Source organism: Pseudomonas sp. yb_5, assembly GCF_043103865.1.
Classification (GTDB): Bacteria; Pseudomonadota; Gammaproteobacteria; order Pseudomonadales; family Pseudomonadaceae; genus Aquipseudomonas; species Aquipseudomonas putida_Y.
Window position 1 is genome coordinate 1 of sequence record NZ_JBICKE010000087.1, and the last position, 24,956, is coordinate 24,956.

Genomic DNA, 24,956 nt, shown 5'->3' on the forward strand with positions numbered 1-24,956 from the left:
GCCAGCACAGGCACTCCAAAACGGTCAGCCCTTCCACACCTGCGGGTTCACCAGGTCCCGCGGCCGCTCGCCCAGCAGCGCCGCACGCAGGTTGTCGATCGCCCGGTTGGCCATGGCCTCACGGGTTTCGGCAGTAGCCGAACCAATGTGCGGCAAGGTCAGCGCATTGGGCAGCTTGAACAGCGGCGAATCGCTCAGCGGTTCTTTCTCGTACACGTCCAGGCCTGCGCCCCGAATGGTGCCGGCCTGCAGCGCCTCGATCAGCGCCGCCTCATCCACCACCGGCCCCCGGGCAATGTTGATCAGGAACGCACTCGGCTTCATCAGCTTCAGCTCGCGGCTGCTGATCAGCTTGCGGGTGGCATCGGACAATGGCACCACGATCACCACGAAGTCGGCCTCGGCCAGCAACTGATCCAGGCTGCGGAACTGCGCGCCCAGTTCCTGCTCCAGCGCGGTCTTGCGGCTGTTGCCGCTGTACAGGATCGGCATGTTGAAGCCGAAGCGGCCACGGCGCGCCACTGCTGCACCAATGTTGCCCATGCCGACGATACCCAGGGTCTTGCCATGCACATCGCTGCCGAAGTGGGCCGGGCCCACGGTGGCCTGCCAGTTGCCGGCTTTGGTCCAGGCATCCAGTTCGGCGGTGCGGCGGGCGCAGCCCATGATCAGTGAGAAGCCCAGGTCGGCGGTGCTTTCGGTCAGCACGTCAGGGGTGTTGGTCAGTGCGATGCCGCGCTCGTTGAAGTAGTCGAGGTCGTAGTTGTCATAGCCGACCGACACGCTGGACACCACCTCCAGCCTGGCCGCACCCTCAAGCTGGACGCGGCCGAGCTTGCGACCAACGCCGATCAGGCCATGGGCTTCGGGCAGGGCTTCGTTGAACTGGGCGCTGATGTCGCCGAGCTTGGGGTTGGGCAGGATCACGTTGAAGTCTTGCTGCAGGCGTTCGGCCATGGCCGGGGTGATTCGGCTGAAGGCCAGGACGGTCTTTTTCATCGGGCAACTTCTCTGCAAGGCGGGGTGGGGCTGTGCTGGCCTTTTCGCGGGCAAGCCCGCTCCTACAGAGGCGCGGTGCCTTGTAGGAACGGGCTTGCCCGCGAAGGGGCCGGAACAGGCGAAATCAATGGTTAGCAACCTACCATTGTCCGCCCCCGCAATGCAGCAGCTTTTTAGTTGGCGATCAGCACCTGATGGGTTTTCAGGTCTGCCTCATGCGCGGCAAGAATCTCTGGCAGCGAGTTGCGCAGGTACTCGACCCATGTCTTGATCTTGGCATCCAGATACTGCCGCGATGGATAGATGGCATACAGGTTCAGCTCCTGCAGGCGATATTCGGGCAGCACCCGTACCAGGCTACCGTCCCGCAGGCCCTCGATAGCCGAATAGATCGGCAGCACGCCTACGCCCATGCCACTGCGGATCGCAGTCTTCATGGCATCGGCGGTGTTCACCATGAACGGCGAACTGGTGATGTTGACCATCTCTTGGCCTTCCGGGCCATCGAACAGCCATTTCTCCAGCGGTATGACCGGGCTGACCATGCGCAGGCAGGCGTGCTTGAGCAGGTCGGCAGGCTTGTGCGCCACGCCATGCTGGGCGATGTAGGCGGGCGAGGCACAGACGATGCTGTAGGTGATGCCCAGGCGCTGTGAAACGAACCCCGAGTCGGGCAGTTCGGTGGCCAGCACGATGGAGACGTCGTAACCCTCGTCGAGCAAGTCGGGCACGCGGTTGGCCATGGTCAAATCGAAGGTCACGTCCGGGTGCGTTTCGCGGTAGCGGGCGATGGCATCGACCACGAAGTGCTGACCGACCCCGGTCATCGAATGCACCTTCAACTGCCCGGCCGGGCGCGCATGGGCGTCGCTGGCTTCGGCCTCGGCTTCTTCGACGTAGGTAAGAATCTGTTCGCAACGCATCAGGTAGCGCTTGCCGGCTTCGGTCAGCGCAATGCGGCGGGTGGTACGGTTGAGCAGCCTTGTTTGCAGATGGGCTTCCAGGTTGGAGACCGCCCGCGACACGTTCGCGGTGGTCGTATCCAGTTGCGCCGCCGCGGCAGTGAAGCTGCCTAATTGGGCTACGCAACTGAAAGCACGCATGTTTTGCAGGGTGTCCATGGGTCACTCTCGAGGTAGAGGACAAAATTGTGTCACGAAGTAACCTAGAAAAGAGAAAAAGTTGCCTTCGACCAAAGGCGGATTATCGCCGTTTTGGTAACAAAGATTCGCAGGAATCTGCGCTTATCGCCAGTGCTGCCGCCCCCTAGAATTGCTCGGCCTCTTCACTTCTTCCTCGGGAAATCGCAGCTGTGCCGCGTCGCATCATCAGAACGCTCAAGGCGTTCAGTGCCTGTGCCCTTGCCCTCACCTTGAGCGGCTGTATCGGAACCTGGGGCATCGCCCCGCAAAGCAAGACGCTGCAAGCCAATACCTTGACCACCGACGCGGCCATTCGCGAAGCCGCGACCGACGCTCACTGGCCCGACCAGCAGTGGTGGCGCGCTTATGGTGACCCACAGCTGGACCGCTGGATTACCCTGGCCGTGGCCGGTAGCCCGAGCCTGGCCATGGCTGCGGCGCGGGTGCGCGAAGCCAAGGCCATGGCCGGTGTGGTCGAGTCAGCGGAAAAGCTCCAGGCCAACGGCCAGGCTACGCTCAAGCGCCACAACTGGCCGGAAGATCAGTTCTATGGCCCTGGCGCGCTGTCCGGTGCCAACACCTGGGACAACAACGCTGCCATCGGCTTTAGCTACGCCCTCGACTTGTGGGGCCGTGAACGCAATGCCAGCGAGCAGGCCGTGGACCAGGCGCACATGAGCGTGGCCGAAGCCCGCCAGGCGCAACTGGAGTTGCAGAACAATGTGGTGCGTGCCTACATCCAGCTGAGCCTGCATTTTGCCCAGCGCGATATCGTCAAGGCCGAACTGGAACAGCAGGAGCAGATCCTGGCCCTGGCCAAGCGTCGCCTGGATGCCGGTATCGGCACCCATTTCGAAGTCAGCCAGGCCGAAGCGCCGTTGCCGGAAACCCACCGTCAGCTCGACAGCCTCGACGAAGAAATTGCCCTGACCCGCAACCAACTGGCGGCGCTGGCCGGCAAGGGCCCGGGGGACGGCGCGCAGTTGCAGCGCCCGGCCCTGGTCTTGGCCGCGCCATTGAAACTGCCCTCGAACCTGCCCGCCGAACTGGTCGGCCAGCGCCCTGACGTGGTCGCCAGCCGCTGGCAAGTGGCCGCGCAGGCGCGCGGCATCGACGTTGCCCACGCCGGCTTCTTCCCCAACGTCGATCTGGTCGGCAGCCTGGGCTTCATGGCCACCGGCGGTGGGCCGCTGGAATTCCTGACCGGGCGCAAGTTCAACTACAACGTCGGCCCGGCCATCAGCCTGCCGATCTTCGATGGTGGCCGCCTGCGCTCGCAGTTGGGGGCGGCCTCTGCCGGCTACGACGTAGCCGTGGCGCGCTACAACCAGACGGTGGTCGGTGCACTGAAGAACATCTCCGACCAGTTGATCCGCCGCGAGTCGATGAAAGAGCAGTCGCACTTCGCGGCAGAGTCGGTCGCCGCTGCGCAGAAAACCTACGACATCGCCATGGTCGCGTTCCAGCGCGGCCTCACCGACTACCTGAACGTGCTCAACGCGCAGACCTTGCTGTTCCGCCAGCAGCAGGTGCAGCAGCAGGTGCAAGCCGCCCGCCTGATTGCCCATGCCGAGCTGGTCACCGCCCTGGGTGGTGGCCTGCAGGCCGGTCAGGATGCGCCGAAAGAGGAACGCCAGGCTGCACCGAAACCCCCGGCCACCCTGGCCATTTTCGACAAGAAGCCGGATAACGCCGAATGAGCACTTCCAGTTTGCCCGTGCGCTGGCTGCAAAGCCTGGAATGGCGTCGGGGCTTCTTTGCCTGGGCGCGCACCGACGGCGTGACCTGGGTGTACATCTTCAAGGTGCTGGCCGCTGCGTTCATCACCTTGTGGCTGGCCATGCGCCTTGAGCTGCCGCAACCGCGTACAGCGATGATCACTGTTTTCATCGTCATGCAGCCGCAAAGCGGGCATGTGTTCGCGAAAAGCTTCTACCGGGTGCTCGGTACTTTGGCGGGTTCGGCGATGATGGTGGCGCTGATCGCCATCTTTCCGCAGAACACCGAGCTGTTTCTGCCCAGCCTGGCCCTGTGGGTGGGCCTGTGCTCGGCCGGTGCCATGCGCTACCGCACCTTCCGCGCCTATGGTTTCGTGCTGGCCGGCTACACCGCAGCGATGATCGGCCTGCCGGTGCTGCAACACCCCGACCAGGCGTTCATGGCAGCGGTATGGCGGGCGCTGGAAATTGCCCTGGGTATTCTGGTGTCGACCTTCGTCAGTGCCGCGATCCTGCCGCAGTCGGCCAGTGCCGCGATGCGCAACGCCCTTTACCAGCGCTTTGGCGTGTTTGCCGGGGTGGTGGTCGAGGCCCTGCATGGCGATAGCCAAAAGGACCGCTTCGAGAGCAGCAACGTGCGCTTCGTGGCAGAGGCAGTGGGCCTTGAGAGCCTGCGCAACGTCACCGCTTTCGAAGACCCGCACATGCGCCGTCGCAGTGGTCGGCTGGTGCGCATGAACAGCGAGTTCATGGCCGTCACCACGCGTTTCAATGCCTTGCACCGCTTGCTGGAGCGCCTGCGCGCCCGTGGCCCGCTGCAGATCGTCAGTGCCATCGAACCTGGCCTGAACACCCTGATGGAGTTGCTGCAGCCCTATGTGGGCCGGGCGTTGACTGACGCCGATGCGCTGCGCCTGACCCTGGAGCTGGCCGCCTACAAGGAAGGCCTGCAGGCCCAGGTGCGAGGGCTGCGGGCTGAGTACCTGGCAACGGACCCCAGCGAGTCCGACCTGCTCGATTTTCATACCGCGTTCGAGCTGCTGTACCGCTTCGTCGACGAAATGTTGAGCTACGCCGAAACCCATGCCTCACTGGCCGCGCACAAGCACGAGCGCGAGCAGTGGGACGAGCCCTACGTGGCGCAGACCAGCTGGCTGGTATCGCTGGCGGCGGGTGTGCGGGCCTCGGCAGTGCTGTTGCTGCTGGGCAGTTACTGGCTGCTCAGCGATTGGCCCAGCGGCGCCATGATGACCCTGATCGCCACGGTCACCGTATGCCTTTCGGCGGCGTCACCCAACCCCAAGCGCATGTCGTTCCAGATGGCGTGCGGCACGGCCATCGGCGCTTTTGTCGGCTTCTTCGAAACCTTCTTCGTGTTCCCCTGGATCGACGGTTTTCCGCTGCTGTGCATGGTGCTGGCGCCTGTGTTCATGCTGGGCGCGTTTCTTTCGTCGCGCCCTGCCTACGCCGGTTATGGCATCGGCCTGCTGGTGTTCTTCGCGATTGGCTCGGTGCCGAACAACCTCACCGTTTATGACCCGTACGCCTTCATCAACGACTACATCGGTATGGTGATCGGCATGTTCGTCTGTGCCGCCGCCGGGGCGATCATCCTGCCGCCCAACAGCCGCTGGCTGTGGAGCCGCCTGGAGCAGGCGTTGCGCGAGCAGGTGCTGTTCGCCATCAGCGGCCGCCTGCGCGGCCTGGGCTCGGCCTTCGAAAGCCGCACCCGCGACCTGCTGCACCAGGCCTATGGCCTGGCGGCCGGCAAGCCGCAGGTGCAGAGCCAACTGATGGGCTGGATGTTCACCGTGCTGGAGATCGGCCACGCCGTCATTGAGCTGCGTAAGGAGCAAGCCCGCGCGCCGGTGCACCCGGCCTATGCCGAGTCGCAGCCGTGGCGCCAGGCAATCCGTGTCATGGGCCGCGCTCTGGCCCGGCTGTTCCTGCAGCCTAGCGCCAGCAACCATGAACGCGCACTGGTGGCAGTGGACCACGCCATCGCCCGCGTGCAGGCCACCGACGAGCCGTTCGCCCGGCACTTCGATACCTCTGTGCTGCGCCGCGTGCAAAGCTACCTGCACTTCATCCGTTCTTCCCTGCTGGACCCACAGTCGCCACTGGCACCGGCGAAAGGACTGCACCATGCCTCGTGAAATCGCCTTCCATGGTGTGTACATGCCCACCATGACCTTGATGTTCCTGTTTGCCCTGGGCCTGGCCTGGGGCCTGGACCGGTTCATTGCCAGCCATGATGGCTACCGCTTCTTCTGGCACCCGGCGCTGCTGCGCCTGAGCCTGTTCGTCTGCTTGTTCGGCGCCATGGCGCTGACTGTCTACTGGTGAGAATCCTTCGATGAAAAAGTTCTTCAGCCTGATCGCCACCCTGCTGGTGCTGGTCGCTGCCGTGGCCATCGGTCGCCAGTTGTGGCTGCACTACATGACCACGCCCTGGACCCGTGATGGCCGTGTGCGGGCCGACATCATCAACGTCGCTGCCGACGTGCCCGGCTACGTGGTGGCTGTACCGGTCAAGGACAACCAGCGGGTGAAGAAGGGCGACCTGCTGATCCAGATCGACCCCGAGCACTACCAACTGGCGGTCGACCAGGCAAAGGCGCTGGTCGCTTCGCGCAAGGCCACCTGGGAAATGCGCAAGGTCAATGCCAGGCGCCGTGCCGACATGGACAACCTGGTGATCTCCAAGGAGAACCGTGAAGACGCCAGCAACATCGCCAACTCCGCCCAGGCTGACTACCAGCAGGCCCTGGCCGAACTGGCTGCGGCTGAGCTGAACCTAAAGCGCACCCACATCGTGGCCACGGTGGACGGCTACGTGACCAACCTGAATATCCACAAGGGCGACTATGCGCGCACGGGTGAGGCGGTGATGGCGGTGGTCGACGAAAATTCGTTCTGGGTCTACGGGTTCTTCGAGGAAACCAAGCTGCCCCACGTGAAGGTGGGTGACCAGGCCGAGTTGCAGATGATGAGCGGCGAGCGCATCAAAGGGCATGTGGAGAGCATCGCCCGCGGTATCTACGACCGCGACAACCCGCAAAGCCGCGAGCTGATCGCCGACGTGAACCCCACCTTCAACTGGGTGCGCCTGGCGCAGCGGGTGCCGGTACGTATTCACATCGATGAAGTGCCGGAAGGGTTTTTGCTGGCGGCGGGGACGACGTGTACGGTGGTAGTCAAGCCTGGCGAAGGTTGACCTTCGCGACCATCCCGGCCTCCCGCATCATCTGTGGGAGCCCTGCTGATGCATGCGTATTAGCCAGTCGGCTCAATCTGCGGCAGCCTCTTGCAGCAACTGGTCCCAATCGTCCGGTGGGTGGCCGCTATGCAACATCTTTTGAAAGACCTTGTAAGCATCGTCGCTACTTTCATAGGCCCGCTTGCTCGACTCGTCATTGACCCAGGCCAGCACGATGATCCTGCTGGGGGTGTGGTAGCGGAAGAACAACCGGTACTGCTGGAAGAACTTTGCTCTGAACCAGTGCTTGTGGTCACCGCCAAGTGTTGCCCCTTGCCGGTATTCGGGTTTGGTCGGGTCTTGAGGGATTACATCGAACGCCAACCGCCGGATGGCGGCCAGCCTTTTAAAGGTATTTCTTTTCGTATAACCCGTTGGGTCTTTGTCCCGTTGAGCCTCGACTTGAGCGCTTAGCGCGTCCAGTTTGGCCAGGAACAGCGGGTGGGCAATTACAGTCCATCCATGAATAACCAGAGGCTTCCTGCTCGCATCACTCATTCATCGTCCGCCGACAGAGGTTGATCCAGGTCGACCTCCGCGTCGCCGACAAGCTTGTCGAGGCGCGCGATGAGGCCAGCATCGACAACCTGCAGCCGTTGAGGGTTGGTAGCGATATCGTGTGCCAGGAAATCCAGAAATTTGCCCAGTACCGGATCGTCCTCGGTTGCCTCTGCGCGGGTGAGTATCACCCCACCGTCGGGGCGAATCGAGTAATGGATCTTGTCACGTTTTTTCAAGCCCAAGGCGCGCCGCACCGTTTCGGGAACAGTGGTTTGATAGCGATCGGTCAGCGTGGACTCGACGTCGAAGGTGGCAGCCATGAGTAATGTCCTGTGGGTGACAGCGATACGGCTCAAGGTAATGCGATTGCATTGCCATGTCAATGCAGGTGCATTACCACGGTGATGAGCGGTCAGGCAGAGCCGACCAACACTGGCATGTCTACCCGGTCAATCACCTTCGCGCTGACTGACGGGTCCAGCAACCGCCCCAACCGCGACAGGTGGCGGTGGCCCATGATGATCAGTTCGCAGTTCAATTCCTGCGCTTTGGCCACAATCGCTTCAACCGGCTGGCCGGCCGCCATGCAGCCCAGGCTGGTGAAGCCGGCTTGCTGCAGCTCGCGCACGGCCTCGGCTACGGCGTGGTCGGCATGCTGCTGTTCCTCGCAGGCGGCGGGGTATTCTTCCAGTTCCTCGGCGGTGTAGGGCGCAGGTTGCTCATGCACGGCGAAGGTGGAATCGATGGCCAGCAGCACGTGCAGTTCGTGTTCGCCGGGGCGGCAGTAGCGGCGGGCGAGGGTGAGCAGGGTGCTGGAGGCGGGGGAGGCGTCGATGGCGATCAGGACGGGGCTGGGCATTGGAATCCTTGGCAGAGGCTGGCTTGTGGGTCTGCAGGATCGGCCCTTTCGCGGGCATGCCCGCTCCCACAGGTGTGTCGCACAACATTCGGGAATTGTGGGGGGGCCTGTGGGAGCGGGCGCGCCCGCGAAAAGGCCAGACCTGCCAATGCTTCATTTAAGGCCGAATACGCCCAGTGAATAAATGCCCCACCACGCAAGAGCGCATTGCGTCTGATGCAATCCACCAACCTGCTACCATCGCGTTTCCCGCAGCTGTAACGGAAAACGGCCATGCAACTCCCGGACATGAACCTGCTCGTCGCCCTCGATGCCTTGCTCGACGAGGGCAGCGTGGTGGGCGCAGCGCAGCGCATGAACCTGAGCCCGGCGGCCATGAGCCGGACATTGGGGCGTATCCGCGATGCCTTGGGTGACCCGATCCTGGTGCGCGCCGGCCGTGGCCTGGTGCCTACGCCCCGTGCGTTGGCCCTGCGCGAGCAGGTGCATGGCCTGGTGGAGCAGGCCGGGCAGGTGTTCCGCAGCCGTGACGATGTCGACCTGGTCAACCTGGACCGTGCCTTCAACATCCGCACCAATGATTTGTTCATTGCCCTTTACGGCGCCCAGCTGCTGCGCATGATGCTGGCCCAGGCGCCGCGTACGGTGTTGCGGTTTGTCCCGGAGGGCAGTGGTGACGATGATGCAGTGCTGCGCAACGGGCATATCGACCTGATCATCAGCTCGGCCATTGAACTGGGCCCGGAAATCAAGGTGCAGAGCCTGTTCAATACTTACTTTGTAGGCCTGGCGCGTGTGGGCCACCCTATCTTCGATGCCCCGATCACCCCTGAGCGTTTTGCCGCCTACCCGCAGATCAGCGTGTCTCGACGCGGCCGTGCCAACGGGCCGATCGATGTGGCGTTGGCCAACCACAAGGTGGAGCGGCGCGTGGCCCTGATCACCACCAGCTTCCACTCGGCGATGTTCTCGCTGCCGGATTCGGACCTGATCCTGCCGATACCCGCCAATATCCTCAACAGTGTGCAGCGGTTGAAGTTGCCATTGCGCTCGTTCGAGATCCCGGTGCCGTTGGAGAAGGTCAATGTGATGCAGGCGTGGCACCCGCGCTTCGACAACGACCCCGCGCACCGTTGGTTGCGCCAGACGTTGAAAGCGTGTGGCCGCATCGATCCGTGATTCAGGCATGGATTGCGTCTGACGCAATATAAAACTACCGACAAGTCAGTTTTCGTCAGCATTCGACCTTCTTAAACTTGCCCCAGCCCTGAAATTGTTGCTGGAGATGTATTCTCATGACTTCCCTGACGGCGCCCTCTGCGGCGCTGGCCGCCGCCCCCGCGCCGGCCGCGCCTGCGCAGACGGCGTTTGGCCTGCAGGTGGTGGTCGGACTGTTCGGCGTGTTGCTGGCTGTGCTGTGCGCCGGCCTCAACGAGTCGGTAACCAAGATTTCCCTGGCCGATATCCGCGGCGCCATGGGCATCGGTGCCGACGAAGGGGCCTGGTTGCTGGCGGTATACAGCGCCGCTTCGGTCTCAGCCATGGCCTTTGCGCCGTGGCTGGCCACGACCTTCTCGCTGCGGCGCTTCACCATGAGCGCAATTGGTCTGTTCGCCGTGCTTGGCCTGCTGCAACCGTTCGCCCCCAATCTGCACAGTTTGATGTTGCTGCGCGTACTGCAGGGCTTTGCCGCTGGCGCCTTGCCGCCGATGCTGATGAGCGTGGCCCTGCGCTTTCTGCCGCCAGGTATCAAGGTCTATGGCCTGGCCTGCTACGCCCTGACCGCCACCTTTGGCCCCAACCTCGGCACGCCGCTGGCGGGGCTGTGGACCGAATACGTCGGTTGGCAATGGGCGTTCTGGCAGATCATCCTGCCCTCGCTGCTGGCCATTTTCTGCGTAGGCTGGGGGCTGCCGCAGGACCCGCTGCGCCTGGAGCGTTTCAAACAGTTCGACTGGCGAGGCGTACTGCTGGGGCTGCCTGCAATCAGTTGCACCGTACTTGGCCTGTCGCTGGGCGACCGCTGGGGTTGGTTCGACTCGCCGTTGATCTGCTGGCTGCTGGGCGGTGGCCTGCTGTTGCTGGTGTTGTTCATGTACAACGAGTGGTCCGAGCCGTTGCCGTTCTTCCAGTTGCGCTTGTTGCAGCGGCGCAACCTGAGTTTCGCCCTGGTGACCCTGGCCGGTGTACTGGTCGTGCTCTCGGGTGTGGGCAGCATCCCGTCGGCCTACCTTGCGCAGATCCAGGGCTATCGCCCAGCGCAGACCAGCCCGTTGATGATGCTGGTGGCCATGCCGCAACTGATCGCCCTGCCGCTGACAGCGGCACTGTGCAACATCCGCGCAGTGGACTGCCGCTGGGTGCTGGGCATTGGCCTGGCGATGCTGGCGGCGTCCTGTGTTGGCAGCAGCCTGCTGACCAGCGAGTGGATCCGTGGCGACTTCTACCCGTTCTACCTGCTGCAGGTGTTCGGCCAGCCGATGGCCGTGCTGCCGCTGCTGATGCTGTCCACCAATGGCATGACCCCGCAGGAGGGCCCGTTCGCCTCCAGCTGGTTCAACACCGTCAAGGGCCTGGCCGCCGTCATCGCCGGTGGCCTGCTGGATGTGCTTGGCACCCTGCGCCGGCATTTCCATTCCAATCACCTGGTGGACAGCTTGGGTAACGCCCCGCTGGTCGACGGCAACGCCGCCGGCCTGGCCAAGCGCATTCACGACCAGGCGCAGGTATTGACCTCGGCTGACCTCTATCTGGTGCTGGCCTGTATCGCCGTGGCCCTGATCTGCCTGATTCCTTTCGTGCCTACCCGGGTCTATCCGCCGCGTGCGGTGGCTTGAACCCTGGATGATTTCGAGAACCATTGAAATGACCAACAACCGCAAAACCCTTCTCATCGGCTCGGTGCTGGCCGTGGCCGTCCTGGCCGGCATTGTCGGCCCTTGGATCTTAGGCAGCGACCACCGCCAGAGTACCAATGACGCCTATGTGACCGCTGACTACACCGTGGTCGCGCCCAAAGTCGCCGGCTTCATCAAGCAAGTGCTGGTGGAAGACAATCAGCAGGTCACGGCTGGCCAGTTGCTGGCGACCATCGATGCGCGTGACTACCAGGCCGCGCTGGATGCTGCGCAGGCGCAGTTGCTGGTAGCCCAGGCACAGAGCGCCGATGCCCGCGCCACGCTTGAACGCCAGGATGCGCTGATTGCCCAGGCCGAAGCGGCTGTGAAGGCGGCCCAGGCTGAGGTGGCGTTCGCCGACCATGAAGTCAACCGCTACAGCCGCCTTGCCGAGCAGGGCGCAGGTACCGTGCAGAACGCCCAGCAGGCGCGCAGCGCGGTCGATCAAGCCCGTGCTCGCCTGGCCAACGCTCAAGCGGCGCGGGTGGCGGCGCGCAAGCAGGTGGACATCCTCACGGCTCAAGTGGCCAGCGCCGATGGCCAGCTCAAGCGCGCCGAAGCAGGCCTGGAAAAGGCCCGGCTCGATCTGTCTTACACCCGCATCACAGCGCCGGTGGACGGGATGGTCGGCGAACGCGCCCTGCGCGTGGGGGCCTACGTCAACCCGGGTGCCCGCCTGCTGTCGGTGGTGCCGTTGCAGCAGGCTTATGTGGTCGGCAACTTCCAGGAAACCCAGCTGACCCACGTACAACCGGGCCAGCCGGTGCGCATCAGCGTCGACACCTTCTCCGGCGAAACCCTGCAAGGCCATGTGCAAAGCATTGCCCCGGCTACCGGCGTAACCTTCGCCGCGGTCAAGCCAGACAACGCCACCGGCAACTTCACCAAGGTGGTGCAACGCATTCCGGTAAAGATCGTTCTCGATGATGGCCAGCCACTGCTCACCCGCCTGCGTGTGGGCATGTCGGTAGAAGCCACCATCGACACCCGTGGCGACAAGCTGGACGGCAAAGAGGTAAGTGCGCGATGAAAACGGGATTGCGCTTGAGCCCGTTGCTGCTGGCCGTGCTGCTGGCCGGCTGCACCCAGGGCCCGGACTTCATGCGTCCAGATAGCCAGGCCCCGCAGCAGTGGGCGCCGCTGCAAGGCGAGGCGGCAGCCAGCCAGCCGCAGGCCGAACCGCTGGAACTGCGCTGGTGGGAAACCTTCCACGATGCAAAGCTTAGTGCCTTGATCCAACGCGTTGCCGAGCGCAACCTCGACTTGCAGATGGCCAGCGCGCGGCTGCTGCAAAGCCGTGCCCTGCGCAGCACCTTGGCTGCCGATGAAGTACCGTCGGTGGACGTGAACGCCGGTTACAGCCGCGCGCGCAACAGCGCCGATGGCTTGAGCGATCCGTCCGGCAAGGCCGGGAAAGAAGCCTTCAACCTCTGGCAGGGTGACCTGGTGGCCGGTTGGGAATTGGACCTGTGGGGCCGTGTGCGGCGTCAGGTCGAGGCTGCCGATGCCACGGTCGAAGTGGCCGAGAATGACCGCCGCAGCGTGCTGCTGGCGCTGCTTTCGGAAACCGCCGGCAATTACATCCAGCTGCGTGCCGTGCAGCACACCCTCGATGTGACGCAGGATAACCTCAGGGTCGCCCGGCACAGCCTGAAGCTGTCCCAGGACCGCCAGGCCGAAGGTGTTGCCACGCGCCTGGATGTGGCCCAGGCCAGCGCCCAGGTCGCGTCTATCGAGTCGCGCCTGCCGAGCCTGGAAGCGCGGCGTGATGACTTGATCAATGCCCTCAGCCTGCTCGCTGCCGAGCGGCCGCGCAGCCTCCAGGCCGAATTGCTGCAAGGCGGCGAGTTGCCCGTGCCGCAGCAGAAATTTGCCATCGGCTTGCCGTCCGAACTGGCCGAGCGCCGCCCGGACATCCGCCAGGCCGAGGCCCGCCTGCATGCCGCCACCGCCAGCATTGGCGTGGCCAAGGCGGATTTCTACCCGAGCATCCGCCTGTCGGGCAGTGTCGGCTTCCAGGCCATGCAGCTGTCGGATTTCGGTGGCTGGGATTCGCGCCGGTTTGCCTTCGGTCCGCAGTTGTCGCTGCCAATCTTCGAAGGCGGCCGGCTCAAGGGCACCCTGCAACTGCGCGAGGCACAACAGCAGGAAGCCGCGCTGAACTATCGCAAGGTGGTGCTGGGGGCCTGGCATGAAATTGACGACGTGCTGCGCCTGTACAACGCCAGTCAGTTGCGCCGTGATCACCTTGCGGAGGCCGTACGGCAAAACCGTATCGCCCTGGAAACCGCCCAGCGCCAGTATGTGGAAGGGGCGGTGGACTTTCTCAATGTACTGACGGTGCAAGGCGCGCTGCTGGCCAGCGAGGAGCAATGGATCGACAGCTCGGCGGCGGTGTCGCAGGCGCTGGTGGGGCTGTACAAGGCGCTGGGTGGAGGCTGGCAGGCGTTTGACGAGCAGCTGCCGAATGCTCACAGCTAGGGAGGAAGCACAGAGTTTGAAGGGGGGGCACTGCGGTCCATGGCCTGATTCTTTGCAGGCTGCACCGGCCTCTTCGCGGGTGAACCCGCTCCTACACGGCGGCCTGTGTCCAACCACCGATGTGTGTCCCCCACCAATCTGTGTAGGAGCGGGTTTACCCGCGAATACGATAGCGGCGGCAACAGTGAACGGCGGGTGAAAATTGGCCAGCAGGCCCGGCCCTTTCGCGGATAAACGGCGGCCTGTGTCCAACCACCGATGTGTGTCCACCACCAATCTGTGTAGGAGCGGGTTTACCCGCGAATACGATAGCGGCGGCAACAGTGAACGGTGGGTGAAAATTGGCCTGCAGGCCCGGCCCTTTCGCGGGTAAAGGCAGGCGATCACTCAGAGCGGACGCAGCAGGCCAAAACGCTTGCGCAGCGCCCAGTCCAGCAACCGCCGCGGCAGCAACCGTGCCATCAGCGGCAAGGCTGTACTGCCATTCCCCAGCCGCACCCGCGCTGGCGCCGGCGACTTGCCGACGGCTGCCAGCACGCCTTGGGCAAATACCGCCGCTGAAGTTGGCTTGTCCTGCGATGCCCGCGCCCGTGCCTGCACATGCTCACGCAAAGGCCACCACGCCGAGTCTGCCGCCAGCACCTGCTCGGCCTGGCGCTGGGCATTGCTGGCGAACTGCGAGGCAATTGCGCCCGGCTGTACTTCCATTACCCGTACACCGAACGGTGCCAGTTCCAGGCGCAAGGCATCGCTCAGCGCATGCACAGCCGCCTTCGAGGCGCAGTACGCGCCGGCGAATGGCGTGACCAGTACACCCGATACACTGCCGATATTCACCACCAGGCCGCGTGAGCGGCGCAGCTGCGGGAACAGCGCCCGGGTAACGCCGACCACGGCGAAAACGTTGGTTTCGAATTGCTGGCGCAGGGCGTCGACGCCACCATCGAGCAGTGGGCCCATGGCGCCGTAGCCGGCGTTGTTGATCAGGATATCGAGGGTCTCAAGTTCCTCTGCCAGACGGGCCAGCGCCTCGCCATCGTTTACATCCAACTGCCGGGCCGTGTAGCCGGCGGCACTCAGCTGCGCGACATCCTCAGGCTTGCGGGCGGTGGCCCAGACATGGTGGCCCGCATCGCGGAAGGCGTCGGCCAGGGCGCGGCCGATGCCGCTGGAACAACCGGTGATCAGGACGGTGGGCATGGTTGGGGCCTGTTGTCATGGAGTAAACACATCAATTGGCAAATGTACCCTGCAGGCGCTCTGCCCGGAATTCCAGGGTCTGCGGCCGATACCCGGAACGCAGCGGTGGCAATGGCAGGCAGTCTTGCCACTCGGCCCCCGGCTGCAATTCACCTGGTCCTCGGTATCGCGGTGCATTGTAGGTATTCTCGGCCAGGTTCACGGTATCGCCCGGTGCATACGCCGCCACGCGCCAACGCAGTTCGGTCAGCGGCACGTCGTTGCCGTTCTTCACGCGGACCTGCAGGGCACGGTCGGCGGGACAGTGTTCGGGGGCGTAGGTCAGGCGCAGGTCCAGGCGTGCCAGTCGGCTGCTTTCGCGGCTGTCTTGCCAGACGACGAACGAAGCCACCAGGCCCAGGCCACACACGGCCGCCAGGGAGATGGGAAGAGCCTTGGCTGGGTAACGCAACAACAACACCAGCCAGGTGAGGATCAGCAGGGCACCGATCAGCATCGCGTAATCGCCTCATTCGCGCGGAGTGATGGCTACAGCCTACCTAAAACCCAGCGGTCAGGTAACCGGTGAGCACCTCTGCCAGAAACCAGACCTGACATTGCTGCGAGCAGAGGAAACGCTACATCCCTTCTGGATTTCACCCTGCCTATTCTAAAGGAGCATGGCCATGAGTCACATTTGAGGGGGAGGATGATTTGCAGCGACCTTTCAAGGTGGTGGCTGGCCCATTCGACATCCACATCATAGCCCCGAGCGTTGAATGAGCAGGCTCGCCCCTGGTCAGCCCAGGGGCGAGTCAGCATTTACTGCGCGATGGTCTTCACCGAAACGCCGCGCTCGATGGGGGTGGAGGTGCGCCCATACACATCCTCGAAGCGTTCGATGTCATCTTCGCCCAGGTAACTGCCGGACTGCACCTCGATGATCTCCAGGGGGATCTTGCCCGGGTTGCGCAAACGGTGCACCGAAGCGATGGGGATATAGGTCGACTGGTTTTCGGTCAGCAGGAACACGTTTTCGTCGCAGGTCACCTCGGCGGTACCGGATACCACGATCCAGTGTTCGGCGCGGTGATGGTGCATCTGCAGCGACAGGCTGGCGCCCGGTTTGACGGTGATGTGCTTGACCTGGAAGCGGCCGCCCATGTCCACCGAGTCGTACGAGCCCCACGGGCGATACACTTCCAGGTGGTTCTGGGTTTCCGTGCGGCCCTGTTCGTCGAGGGTCTTGACCATCTGCTTGACGCCCTGGACCTTGTCCTTGTGGGCAATCATCATGGCATCCTTGGTCTCGACCACCACGATGTTCTCCAGGCCGATCACCGACACCAGTTTGCCGTTGCCGTGGATCATGCAGTTGCGGCTGTCTTGAACCACCACATCGCCCTTGGTGACGTTGCCGTTGTCGTCTTTCTCGTGCACTTCCCACAGCGACGACCAGCAGCCGACGTCGCTCCAGCCGGCCGACATCGGCACCACGCAGGCGCGCTGGGTCTTTTCCATTACCGCGTAGTCGATGGAGTTGTCCGGGCAGCAGGCGAAGGTGGCTTCGTCGATGCTCAGCACATCGCCGTCTTCCTCGCTGCGCTCCAGGGCCAGTACGCAAGTGTCGTAGATGTCGCCATCGTGCTTTTTCAGTTCCTCAAGGAAGCGGCTGGCGCGGAACAGGAACATGCCGCTGTTCCAGAAATAGCCACCGGCCTGGACGAACTCGGCGGCGCGTTTTTCATCGGGCTTCTCGACGAACTGCGCAACCCGCGCCACGCCTTCGGGCAGCAGCGCGTCCTGGCTGGAACGGATGTAGCCATAGCCGGTTTCCGGCTTGGTCGCCGGCACGCCGAACAGCACCATCTCGCCACGCTCGGCGGCCACGGTGGCCAAGGCCAGGGCACGTTGCAGGGCCTTCTGGTCATCGATCACATGATCGGCAGGCAGCACCAGCATCAGCTCGTCGCGGCCTTCGTTGACCAGCTTCATGGCAGCCATGGCCACGGCCGGCGCGGTGTTGCGGCCGAACGGTTCCATGAGGATGCCCTGGGTTTCCAGCTTCAGGGCGGCCAGTTGCTCCTGGACGATGAACTTGTGGTCCTTGTTACAGACCACGACCGGGGTGTCCATGCCCTCGAATACCAGGCGCTCGATGGTTTGCTGGAACAACGTGTGTTCACCGGTCAGGGCCAGGAACTGTTTGGGGAACTGCTTGCGCGACAGAGGCCACAGACGGGAACCGCTACCACCAGAAAGAATTACCGGGATCATCATGTTTCTCCAATAGTCGTTGAGAGGCAGGGGAATCAGTTGCTAGCCACGGGGCGAGTTACCCACACCGGCGACAAGGCGTTGCCGGAACCCGTTACGTACAGCACTGCGGCTTCGCCGCGTTCCAGGGCGACGGGCTTCACGTCACCCACTTTCTTGTCTCCTTGGTACAGCGCCAGGTTGACCTTGACCGGGTTGATTTCGCGTTCGCCACGGCCGTTGGCGGCCACCGGCTTGACCACTTCGGTCTTGCCGTCGGCGGTTTTCAGGGTCAGTTGCTGGTCGCTCAGGTTCTGCACGCGCACCAGGGCTTTCTGCTTGTTCTTGAACGGTGGTTCTTCGATCAGTTTCGGGTTGCCGTTGTTGCTGTTGACCAGGGTGTAGTACTTGTCCGAGGCCAGCTTGACCGGCACGCTCTTGCCGCCGACCTGGGCGGTGTAGTCGCCGCCTGGCAGGAAGCTGAAGTCGCTGCTGGCCTGTGCGCCAACCTGTTTGATCTGGGTGTTGCCGACCGACGCGGCGGCCGGTGCGCTGGTCGCGTTGTACAGGCGTACGAAGGTCGAGCCTTTCGGCGCACTTGGGCCATACAGTGCGGCGTCGGCACCGGCGAACGCCTGCATCGAAGCAAGGGAAAGGCCGGCCGCGAGGGTGAGGGCTTTGGCAATGGAAGTCTTGGTAGTCATGTGCGTTTCCTCTCTATCAGTCAGTGGTCTGTCCGGGTGGACGACAAGGCCAGGTTTTGTTCGGATTTACGGGAGTTTTTCAGCTGCGCGATCCACTGCGGATCGAAGCTGCTGAGGTCGTTTTTCATTGGCAGATAACGTTCGGGGAATTCCCACACCACCACTTGTGGTGCGGCGTTCTTGAAGGCATCGCTTTGCAGGTACTTGAGCATCGGCAGCAGCGGGCCATGGCCGTCTTCGGCGTAGTTGGCGACGTCACTGCGCAGGGCCTGCTGCAGCGCGCCGAGGAAGTTCCAGTGCGGGTTGGCGCTGTAGCTGGTGCCTACCAGTGCAACCGGGATCTGCTTGTCGGCGAACAACGCGTCGCCGGCGTCACCCTCGGCGTCGACTGGGCGAGTGGTGCGTTGCTGCAGGTTGTCCGGGGTCGGCAGCAGGTTGCTGAACAACGGGTCCAGTGGCAGGAAGTTGGTCAGGTCGCCCTTGTAGGGGGCGGTGTTGCCGGCTTCGGTGATGAAGGCTTGTGGGGCGCCGTTGAGCAGGCTCTGGCGGCTGACCGCTTCGGCCAGCGTTTGCGCCGCCACTTCGGCACCCATAGGCGTCCAGTGGGTATCGGTACGCAGGAACACCTGGCCACGGGCCTTGGCTTGCTCCATCGGTGCCATCAGGTCCGGTGCGAACACGTTGGCCTGGCGTGCCTGGGCATGGAACTGGTTGTACAGGTCGTCATGCAGGCTGGCAGGCCGCTCTTTGCCCAGGTACTCGGCGTAGACCCGCGCCTTGGCCGGTACGATCGCCAGCACCAGTTGGCTGCCGTGTTGCTGCAGGGTGTCGCGTACGCCACGGATCAGTGCCAGGTTTTCCTGCATCAATTGTTCGGCACCGGCGGTGGGCTTGAACTCTTCGTCGCTGAACAACCACTGGTCGCGGCCCAGTACCACACCCGGGCGGCCTTCGTTGAACAACTTGAAGTCCATTGCCGCCCACAGGTTGGTGCCCAGGCGCTTGATCGGGAACTCGGCGTCGTAGTGGGTCTCGGCGGCCTTGGCCAGCTTGCCGTTGAGCAGGGTCATCTGCTCGGTGCGCTGGAAGCTCTGCAGGCCACCGGTGGACCAGGCGCCCATGCCGACCAGCAGGCCGAGGAACGACAGGGAATAGGTGATGCGTAATGTCCGGGTCATGGTCATCAACCTCAGAACTGGAAGTAAAGGAACGGCGAGTAGCTTTGCGCCGAAAGCTTGAGGATCGAGGCGACGAACAGCAGCAGGATCAGTGCGCGGGTCGTCACCCGGGTCCAGTCCAGGCCGATCGAGCCGTCAGCGTTGACCTGCACCGGGGTCGCCTTGGGCGTCGGCCTGGCATTGCGGTAGAAGTCGCGCAGGCCGAAGAACGCCAGGGTGAGGTAGGCGATGACCAGGGTGGCCACCTGCAGACCGGTGAGCTGGGCGCGGTTGAGCTCCGACAGCTGCCAGTCGCCGAAGCTGAACATGGCGCCGTACATACGGGCGGCCACATGCAGGTTTTCGGCGCGGAAGATCACCCAGCCGACCACCACCAGCAGGAAGGTGAAGGCCCACTTCACCGGGTTGAAGCGCTGCGGGTTGGTGTCGAGGCCCAGCGCGCGCTCGATGGCCAGCCACATGCCGTGCCAGGCGCCCCAGATGATGTAGGTGAAGTTTGCACCGTGCCACAGGCCGCCCAGCAGCATGGTCAGGAACAGGTTGCGGTAGGTATTGAAGGTGCCTTTACGGTTACCGCCCAAGGTGATGTACAGATAGTCGCGCAGCCAGGTCGACAGGCTGATATGCCAGCGCCGCCAGAACTCGGTGATCGACTGGCTGATATAGGGCTGCTTGAAGTTTTCCATGAAGCGGAAGCCCATCATCAGGCCCAGGCCGATGGCCATGTCGCTGTAGCCGCTGAAGTCGAAGTACAGCTGTGCGGTGTAGGCCAGGGCGCCGAGCCAGGCGTCACCCGTGGTGGGGTTTTGCAGGGCGAAGCAGTGATCGGCGACCACGGCCAGGGTGTCGGCGATGAACACTTTCTTGATGAAGCCCTGCATGAAACGGGTGCAGCCTTCGGAAAACTTGTCCAGGGTGTGGGTACGGTTGTTGAACTGGTCGACCAGGTCCTTGAAGCGCAGCACGGGGCCTGCGATCAGGTGCGGGAAGATCGCCACGAACGCTGCGAAGTCGATCAGGTTGCGGGTCGCCGGGGTGTCGCCGCGGTATACATCGATGATGTAGCTGATCGACTCGAAGATGTAGAACGAGATACCGATCGGCAGCAGCACGTGGGTCAGAATGAATGGCTCCAGGCCAAACGAAGTCATGATCGCGTTCAGGCTGTCGACGCCGAAGTTGGCGTACTTGAAGTAGCCGAGGATCGCCAGGTCGACACCCACGCCGAGCAGCAACCAGCGCTGCGCTGGCTTGGTGCGCACACCGGCGGCACCGACTTTCAGGCCGATCCAGTAGTTCCACAGGGTGACCCCGGCGAACAGTGCCAGGAAATCCACCCGCCACCAGGCATAGAAGATGTAGCTGGCGATCAGCAGCAGCAGGTTGCGATAACGTTGCCCGCTCAAGTAGTACAGGCCGAGGAAGATCGGCAAGAACAGGAACAGGAACACGTTGGACGAGAAGACCATCCCGGTTCTCCTAATTTGTTCACAGCATCCAGGGCAAAGCGCCCCCCAAACCCCCCACAAAAGGTGGGAGATACCTAGTCCCCCGTAGGAGCGGGTTTACCCGCGAATGAGGCCGGCACAAGGCACCGCAGATGGCAGGCCCGGCCTCTTCGCGGGTAAACCCGCTCCTACAGGGATGGTGTTACTTTTTACGCTCTGCACTCGGGTCGTAGACCCGGGTCACATCGCCGCCCAGCCGGAAGCTGTTGAACGGCTGCATGTCGTGCTTGCGCTCAAGCGTGTCGCCAACGCAGTGGTACAGCGCACACCAGGGCTCGAGCCAGGAGTACTTGCTGTCGACCTTGAGGTCGGTCATGTCCTGTTTCTTCCCCGCGCGCGCCTTGAACTGGCTGGGGTCGCGGGCGCCGGCCAGCACGCCTTCACCCAGGCGCTGCAAGGCGAAGTTGTTCTCGGCGCGCAGGTCGACGCCATTGGCCTGGGCGAAGCTGGCAATCATCGCCAGCGGCGGCAAGGCGTAGTTGTGATAAGCCAGCGCGCGCTGCTTGCGCTTGATTTCGTTGGGCAGGAAGCCCTGGTCATCCACCTGGTTGGCGCCCACCTTGTATTCCTTCACGGCCCAGTCGAAGAGGTCGCGACGGTCGGTGGCAACGGCGGTAGCCATGACCGACCAGGCTGCCCAGTAGCTGTGGTTGTTGATCTTCTCCAGCGGCAGGTCGCTCCAGTCACGCACAGTCTGCTCGGCCAGGCGGGTAAGCCATTTTTCGATCAGGTCGGCCTCGGCCTGGTGTGCGGCCAGCGGCTGCGAGTTGGAGAACTTCAGCCGCAGCCACGAACCGCTCATGCTGCCCAGCGCCCATTTGCGCATCGACTTGCCGGTATGGTTGTAGTCGGTGGACAGCAATGCACCGGCGCGTGCCCAGGTGCTTAGCCACGTCAGGGTGCAGTCGAGTTGCGCCGGGCGGCCGTCGCGCATGTACTGGCCGACCATCTTGCTCACGCCTTTCTCCAGCGTGGTGATGTCTTCGGTCGACTTGCGGAAGGCTTTTTCCGAGGCAGCGTTGAGCGTTGCCCGTGCCTTGTCCGAACCTTCGTACTTGCTGCGAAACTGCAGTGCGCCGGTGTATGGCTTGGGTGCCGCTTCGCAGCGGAAGTTACCATCGCCGCTCTTGAGCTTTTCGATCCCCTCGTAGTAACCCTGCGGCGGTACCAGCGCGGCGTGCGCGGCACCGCCAAACAAGGCCAACGCGAGCAGGGCGGGGCTGGAAATACGCTTGATGATGGTCATGGGTCGCCTCACTGGCCGGCCTGCGCGGTTTGCGCAGGCACGGCGAAGTTGTTGCGTTTGCAGAGCTTGGCCTCGACCTTCTGGGTGCCGCTTTCCGGCCCCTGTACCTCGAACGCCAGCAGGCGCTGGCTGGCCCAGTCCTCGTCTTCGCGCATCTGGAAGACGAAGCGGCCGTCGGTGTCGGAGGTTTCAGGCTTTTCCAGCTTGATGTCCTCGTGGCGGCCGTTGAGGTACCAGAGGGTGGCCTGCAACACCTTCACCGAGGGGTCTTCGAACTTGACGTCCATCTGTAGGTTGCGGTTGATCAGGTCTTTGATTACGCCGCCCTTGCCGTTGACCATCAGCTCGTTCTTGCCCGGCTTGAGGGTGGTGCTGGCGCTCATCAGGGCTGGGCGGTCGTCGCAGCCGTCGTCGAGCAGGCCAAGGATTTGCCGCCAGATGGTTTCCTGGTTCAGGCGGTACAGCGGGGAGAATTCCCAGATGAGGATCTTCGGCGGGTTCTTCTGGAATTCCTCGCTGCCCAGGTACTCGATCATCGAGCCTTCCAGGCCACCGCCTGGGAAGGCGACGTTGAGCACGTCGGCGCCAATGTATTGCTCGAGGAAACCCGAGAAGTTGTAGTTCTTGCCACTGTGGCTGGTCCCGACCAGGGTGATCTGCGCGTTGCCGCTGTCACCGAACAGGTCGTCGCCGCCGCTCGAGCCTTTCGGCTCGGTGGCGAACTGGTCCATGTACTGGACGGCGTAGCTGGTGCCGCACAGTTGGCCGGCAACGTTGTGCAGGGTGCCGGTCTTGCCCATGCGCCCGGATTTCTTCGTCTCGAATTCCTTGCGCGGGATGCCTTCGAAGGCTGGCATCTTGTGCACGGTGTCGGCCACGATCTTCGCCGCGCGCTCGGCACCGTACGGCGTCCAGTGCTGGTCGCCACGGAAGTAGAAATCCTTGCCCTGGTCGGCGGCGGCCAGTTGCTCGTTGGTCAGTGGTGACAGGTCGGGCACGTTGTAGCCCATGCTGGCGAAGCGCTTGAGCATGGCCTGGTAGTTACCCAGGGCCTTCTGGTAGTCGAAGGCAGCTTTCTCGGCCGGGTTGAGCATGTTGCGGTTCACCAGGCCACGGGTCGGCTGGTACACCACCACCAGTTCCACACCACGCTTCTTGAACGCGTCGTGCACTTGTTGCAGGCGTTTGTAGCCGGCCGGGGTGGTGTTGAACTCGGTGCGCAGGTCTTCGCGGGTGCGGAACAGCCAGTCGCCCTGGGCCTGCACCAGCGTGGTGAAGTTTTGCTGATAGCGGGTGGTGTAGCGGCTGGCATCGTGCGCTTCAGGGCACAACTGGCAGCAGGGCTCGGCGCTGAAGGTCGGGGCCTTGACGTCTTCGGCGCGCACGCCCTGGCTGATTGCCAGAAGGGCGGCGGACAGGCCCAGCAGTTTCATCAGGTGTGGAGTCATGGTCTGGGCTTCCTTAATCGATCATTTCGGTCTGGCGTTCGACCGGGTCGATCAGCACAGCCTTCTGCTGGCGTACCAGCAGGTCGAGGATTTCGTCCTGGCGCTCGCCCAGCACACCATTGAGGCTGATGCCGCTGGCCTTGCGCGGGGCGAGCATGGACACCTTGTACAGCTCGACCGACAGCGGCGAGTCGATCGACAGCGGGCCGGAGCCGTTGGCCGACAGCTCGCCACCCACCACGATCAGCGACACCTTGGTGTCGAACGGGTCGAGGGCGATGTCGCGGTCGGTGTCGGACAGGTCCTTGATGTGGCCGTATACGCCGACCAGGCCGTTGGCCATGGCGACGTTTTCGTACAGGCGGATGTTCACGCTGTTACGCACGCGGATGCCGTGGCGGCGGTTGTTGACCAGCTTGTTGCCCCAGATCAGGTTGTCGCCGCTTTCGTACAGGGTGATGCCGTCGGTGTGGTTGCGGTAGATCTCGTTGTAGGCCACCAGGTTGTTGACGCTGTTACGGTCGATCACCACGCCCGAGAGCTTGTTGTCATAGCTCTTGTTGTTGATGATCCAGCTGTCGTTGACCTCACGCGAAACGATGATGCCGTGCTTCTTCTTGGTGCCGTACACCGTGTTGCCGGCGATGATCAGGCGGTGCGAACGGTCGTGCGGGTCGATGCCGTAGACGATGTTGTCGCGGTAGGTGCTGTCCTTGATCACGAAGTCCTGGGTTTCGTAGCAGTAGAAGCCGTACCACATGTCGCTGAACTCCGAACCGATGATCCAGCCGGTGGGCTCCGGACGGCCCATGCGCTTGGCCATGTTCGGCGTGTACTGCGAGATGCTCACGCCATACGACTTGGACTTGGCGTAGCCGAAGCTGGCCATCTTCGTGTTGACGATGTAGGTCTCGGTACCGCCCCATGACAGCAGGAACGGGCGGAACTCCTTGGGCGAGCGGAAGGTCGCCGGGCCGTTGTCCTTTTCCCGCCAGCCGGTCACCTGGGTGTCGGTTACGAACAGCTTGCCGTCATTGACCAGAAATGCGCCGCCCTCCTGGGACAGGCGCAGCTGTTTGACCTTGCCGTCGATCTCGAGGATGCCCTTTTGCCCGACCACGATCGGCAGGCGTGCCAGGTAAACCCCGGGCTCGACTTCGCTGAAGTACTGTTTGGGTACCTTCTTGCTCAACTCGGTCAGGTCGACATGGCCGTCATCGACGAAGATGGCCTGTGGGATGCCGTGCTGGCGCTGCACCCACTCGGCGGCCTTGTTGTCGCCGCCGACGAACTCCTTGAGGGTGTCCTCCTGGAACATACGGCGCAGGCTGACCTTGCCCTTGTGGCGGCGGTCGATTTTCTTCTGCACCGCCTCGGCCGTGAAACCGGTCAGGTCGGGCAGCTTTGGCGGGTCCATCTGCAGCGGTTCGATCGGTGCGCTGGCCACCGTATAGGTCTTGGCCTGCTGCAGCTCCTTGGCGATCACCTGGGGCTCTGCGGCAGTGGCCAGGCCGCTTGCCAGCAGCAAGGCACTGGCCAACAGGCTGTGACGTAAGTGCGGGTGAAGGTTCATCACGGTCA

General features: G+C 63.2%; 22 protein-coding genes. 8 read left to right on the top strand and 14 right to left on the bottom strand.

Going from position 1 to position 24,956, the window contains the following annotated elements:
• Window positions 1-24 precede the first annotated feature (24 nt).
• Both ACF8GF_RS15430 and ACF8GF_RS15435 read right to left on the bottom strand, forming a co-directional pair.
• On the bottom strand, window positions 25-999 hold the full coding sequence (locus tag ACF8GF_RS15430; RefSeq protein ID WP_176682570.1) for a D-glycerate dehydrogenase: 975 nt from the start codon (window positions 997-999) through the stop codon (window positions 25-27).
• Window positions 1,000-1,172: 173 nt separating this feature from the next.
• Window positions 1,173-2,120: a LysR family transcriptional regulator gene (locus tag ACF8GF_RS15435; protein ID WP_003251712.1), complete on the bottom strand. Its 948-nt coding sequence runs from the start codon at window positions 2,118-2,120 to the stop codon at window positions 1,173-1,175.
• A gap of 191 nt (window positions 2,121-2,311) precedes the next feature.
• Between ACF8GF_RS15435 and ACF8GF_RS15440 the strand changes: the two genes are divergently transcribed.
• From ACF8GF_RS15440 to ACF8GF_RS15455, 4 genes are read left to right on the top strand one after another with little or no spacing between them, the layout of a single operon-like run.
• Window positions 2,312-3,841 carry an efflux transporter outer membrane subunit gene (locus ACF8GF_RS15440; protein WP_392461660.1) on the top strand — a complete coding sequence of 510 codons (1,530 nt, stop codon included), beginning with the start codon at window positions 2,312-2,314 and terminating at the stop codon, window positions 3,839-3,841.
• Complete coding sequence (locus ACF8GF_RS15445; RefSeq protein WP_176682572.1) at window positions 3,838-6,015, top strand: FUSC family protein; 2,178 nt, start codon at window positions 3,838-3,840, stop codon at window positions 6,013-6,015. Before ACF8GF_RS15440 ends, ACF8GF_RS15445 begins: the two co-directional genes overlap by 4 nt.
• On the top strand, window positions 6,005-6,205 hold the full coding sequence (locus tag ACF8GF_RS15450) for a DUF1656 domain-containing protein (protein ID WP_009685040.1): 201 nt from the start codon (window positions 6,005-6,007) through the stop codon (window positions 6,203-6,205). Before ACF8GF_RS15445 ends, ACF8GF_RS15450 begins: the two co-directional genes overlap by 11 nt.
• A gap of 10 nt (window positions 6,206-6,215) precedes the next feature.
• Window positions 6,216-7,076, top strand: a complete 861-nt coding sequence (locus ACF8GF_RS15455) for an HlyD family secretion protein (RefSeq protein WP_176682573.1) — start codon at window positions 6,216-6,218, stop codon at window positions 7,074-7,076.
• 72 nt (window positions 7,077-7,148) lie between these two features.
• Here ACF8GF_RS15455 and ACF8GF_RS15460 read toward each other — a convergent pair whose 3' ends face one another.
• From ACF8GF_RS15460 to ACF8GF_RS15470, 3 genes are all read right to left on the bottom strand, one after another.
• A complete protein-coding gene (locus tag ACF8GF_RS15460) occupies window positions 7,149-7,616 on the bottom strand; it encodes a type II toxin-antitoxin system YhaV family toxin (RefSeq protein WP_176682574.1) in 468 nt (155 codons plus the stop codon).
• Window positions 7,613-7,939: a type II toxin-antitoxin system PrlF family antitoxin gene (locus tag ACF8GF_RS15465; RefSeq protein WP_014859917.1), complete on the bottom strand. Its 327-nt coding sequence runs from the start codon at window positions 7,937-7,939 to the stop codon at window positions 7,613-7,615. Before ACF8GF_RS15465 ends, ACF8GF_RS15460 begins: the two co-directional genes overlap by 4 nt.
• A 92-nt stretch (window positions 7,940-8,031) precedes the next feature.
• On the bottom strand, window positions 8,032-8,478 hold the full coding sequence (locus ACF8GF_RS15470) for a universal stress protein (protein ID WP_176682575.1): 447 nt from the start codon (window positions 8,476-8,478) through the stop codon (window positions 8,032-8,034).
• Window positions 8,479-8,751: 273 nt separating this feature from the next.
• Here ACF8GF_RS15470 and ACF8GF_RS15475 point away from each other — a divergent pair, with 273 nt between their 5' ends.
• From ACF8GF_RS15475 to ACF8GF_RS15490, 4 genes are all read left to right on the top strand, one after another.
• Window positions 8,752-9,657, top strand: coding sequence for a LysR family transcriptional regulator (locus ACF8GF_RS15475; protein WP_016497993.1), 906 nt, complete (start codon window positions 8,752-8,754; stop codon window positions 9,655-9,657).
• Window positions 9,658-9,773: 116 nt separating this feature from the next.
• A complete protein-coding gene (locus ACF8GF_RS15480) occupies window positions 9,774-11,315 on the top strand; it encodes an MFS transporter (RefSeq protein WP_176682576.1) in 1,542 nt (513 codons plus the stop codon).
• A 28-nt stretch (window positions 11,316-11,343) separates the two neighbouring features.
• Window positions 11,344-12,405: an HlyD family secretion protein gene (locus ACF8GF_RS15485; protein ID WP_392488119.1), complete on the top strand. Its 1,062-nt coding sequence runs from the start codon at window positions 11,344-11,346 to the stop codon at window positions 12,403-12,405.
• Window positions 12,402-13,856 (top strand): efflux transporter outer membrane subunit, encoded by a 1,455-nt coding sequence (locus tag ACF8GF_RS15490; RefSeq protein WP_392461656.1) that lies wholly within the window; start codon window positions 12,402-12,404, stop codon window positions 13,854-13,856. The genes ACF8GF_RS15485 and ACF8GF_RS15490 overlap by 4 nt, the downstream gene beginning before the upstream one ends.
• A 387-nt stretch (window positions 13,857-14,243) precedes the next feature.
• Here the strand turns inward: ACF8GF_RS15490 and ACF8GF_RS15495 are convergent, their stop codons facing one another.
• From ACF8GF_RS15495 to algG, 9 genes are all read right to left on the bottom strand, one after another.
• Window positions 14,244-15,056 carry an SDR family oxidoreductase gene (locus tag ACF8GF_RS15495; protein ID WP_176682579.1) on the bottom strand — a complete coding sequence of 271 codons (813 nt, stop codon included), beginning with the start codon at window positions 15,054-15,056 and terminating at the stop codon, window positions 14,244-14,246.
• 31 nt (window positions 15,057-15,087) lie between these two features.
• A complete protein-coding gene (locus ACF8GF_RS15500; protein WP_176682580.1) occupies window positions 15,088-15,552 on the bottom strand; it encodes a multidrug transporter in 465 nt (154 codons plus the stop codon).
• Window positions 15,553-15,857: 305 nt separating this feature from the next.
• Window positions 15,858-17,312 (bottom strand): mannose-1-phosphate guanylyltransferase/mannose-6-phosphate isomerase, encoded by a 1,455-nt coding sequence (locus ACF8GF_RS15505; protein ID WP_176682786.1) that lies wholly within the window; start codon window positions 17,310-17,312, stop codon window positions 15,858-15,860.
• Window positions 17,313-17,347: 35 nt separating this feature from the next.
• Entirely contained in the window at window positions 17,348-17,995 is a 648-nt protein-coding gene (locus tag ACF8GF_RS15510) for an alginate O-acetyltransferase AlgF (RefSeq protein ID WP_021784108.1), read from the bottom strand.
• Between the two features lie 20 nt (window positions 17,996-18,015).
• The gene (locus ACF8GF_RS15515) at window positions 18,016-19,173 is read right to left on the bottom strand and encodes an alginate O-acetyltransferase (RefSeq protein ID WP_176682582.1); all 1,158 of its coding nucleotides are present in this window, start codon (window positions 19,171-19,173) and stop codon (window positions 18,016-18,018) included.
• A gap of 11 nt (window positions 19,174-19,184) precedes the next feature.
• Entirely contained in the window at window positions 19,185-20,642 is a 1,458-nt protein-coding gene (locus tag ACF8GF_RS15520) for an MBOAT family protein (RefSeq protein ID WP_176682583.1), read from the bottom strand.
• Window positions 20,643-20,823: 181 nt separating this feature from the next.
• Window positions 20,824-21,927, bottom strand: coding sequence for a mannuronate-specific alginate lyase (locus tag ACF8GF_RS15525; RefSeq protein ID WP_176682584.1), 1,104 nt, complete (start codon window positions 21,925-21,927; stop codon window positions 20,824-20,826).
• 8 nt (window positions 21,928-21,935) lie between these two features.
• On the bottom strand, window positions 21,936-23,375 hold the full coding sequence (locus ACF8GF_RS15530; protein ID WP_176682585.1) for an alginate biosynthesis protein AlgX: 1,440 nt from the start codon (window positions 23,373-23,375) through the stop codon (window positions 21,936-21,938).
• Window positions 23,376-23,388: 13 nt separating this feature from the next.
• On the bottom strand, window positions 23,389-24,948 hold the full coding sequence (gene algG / locus ACF8GF_RS15535; RefSeq protein WP_003251754.1) for a mannuronan 5-epimerase AlgG: 1,560 nt from the start codon (window positions 24,946-24,948) through the stop codon (window positions 23,389-23,391).
• Window positions 24,949-24,956: the final 8 nt, after the last annotated feature.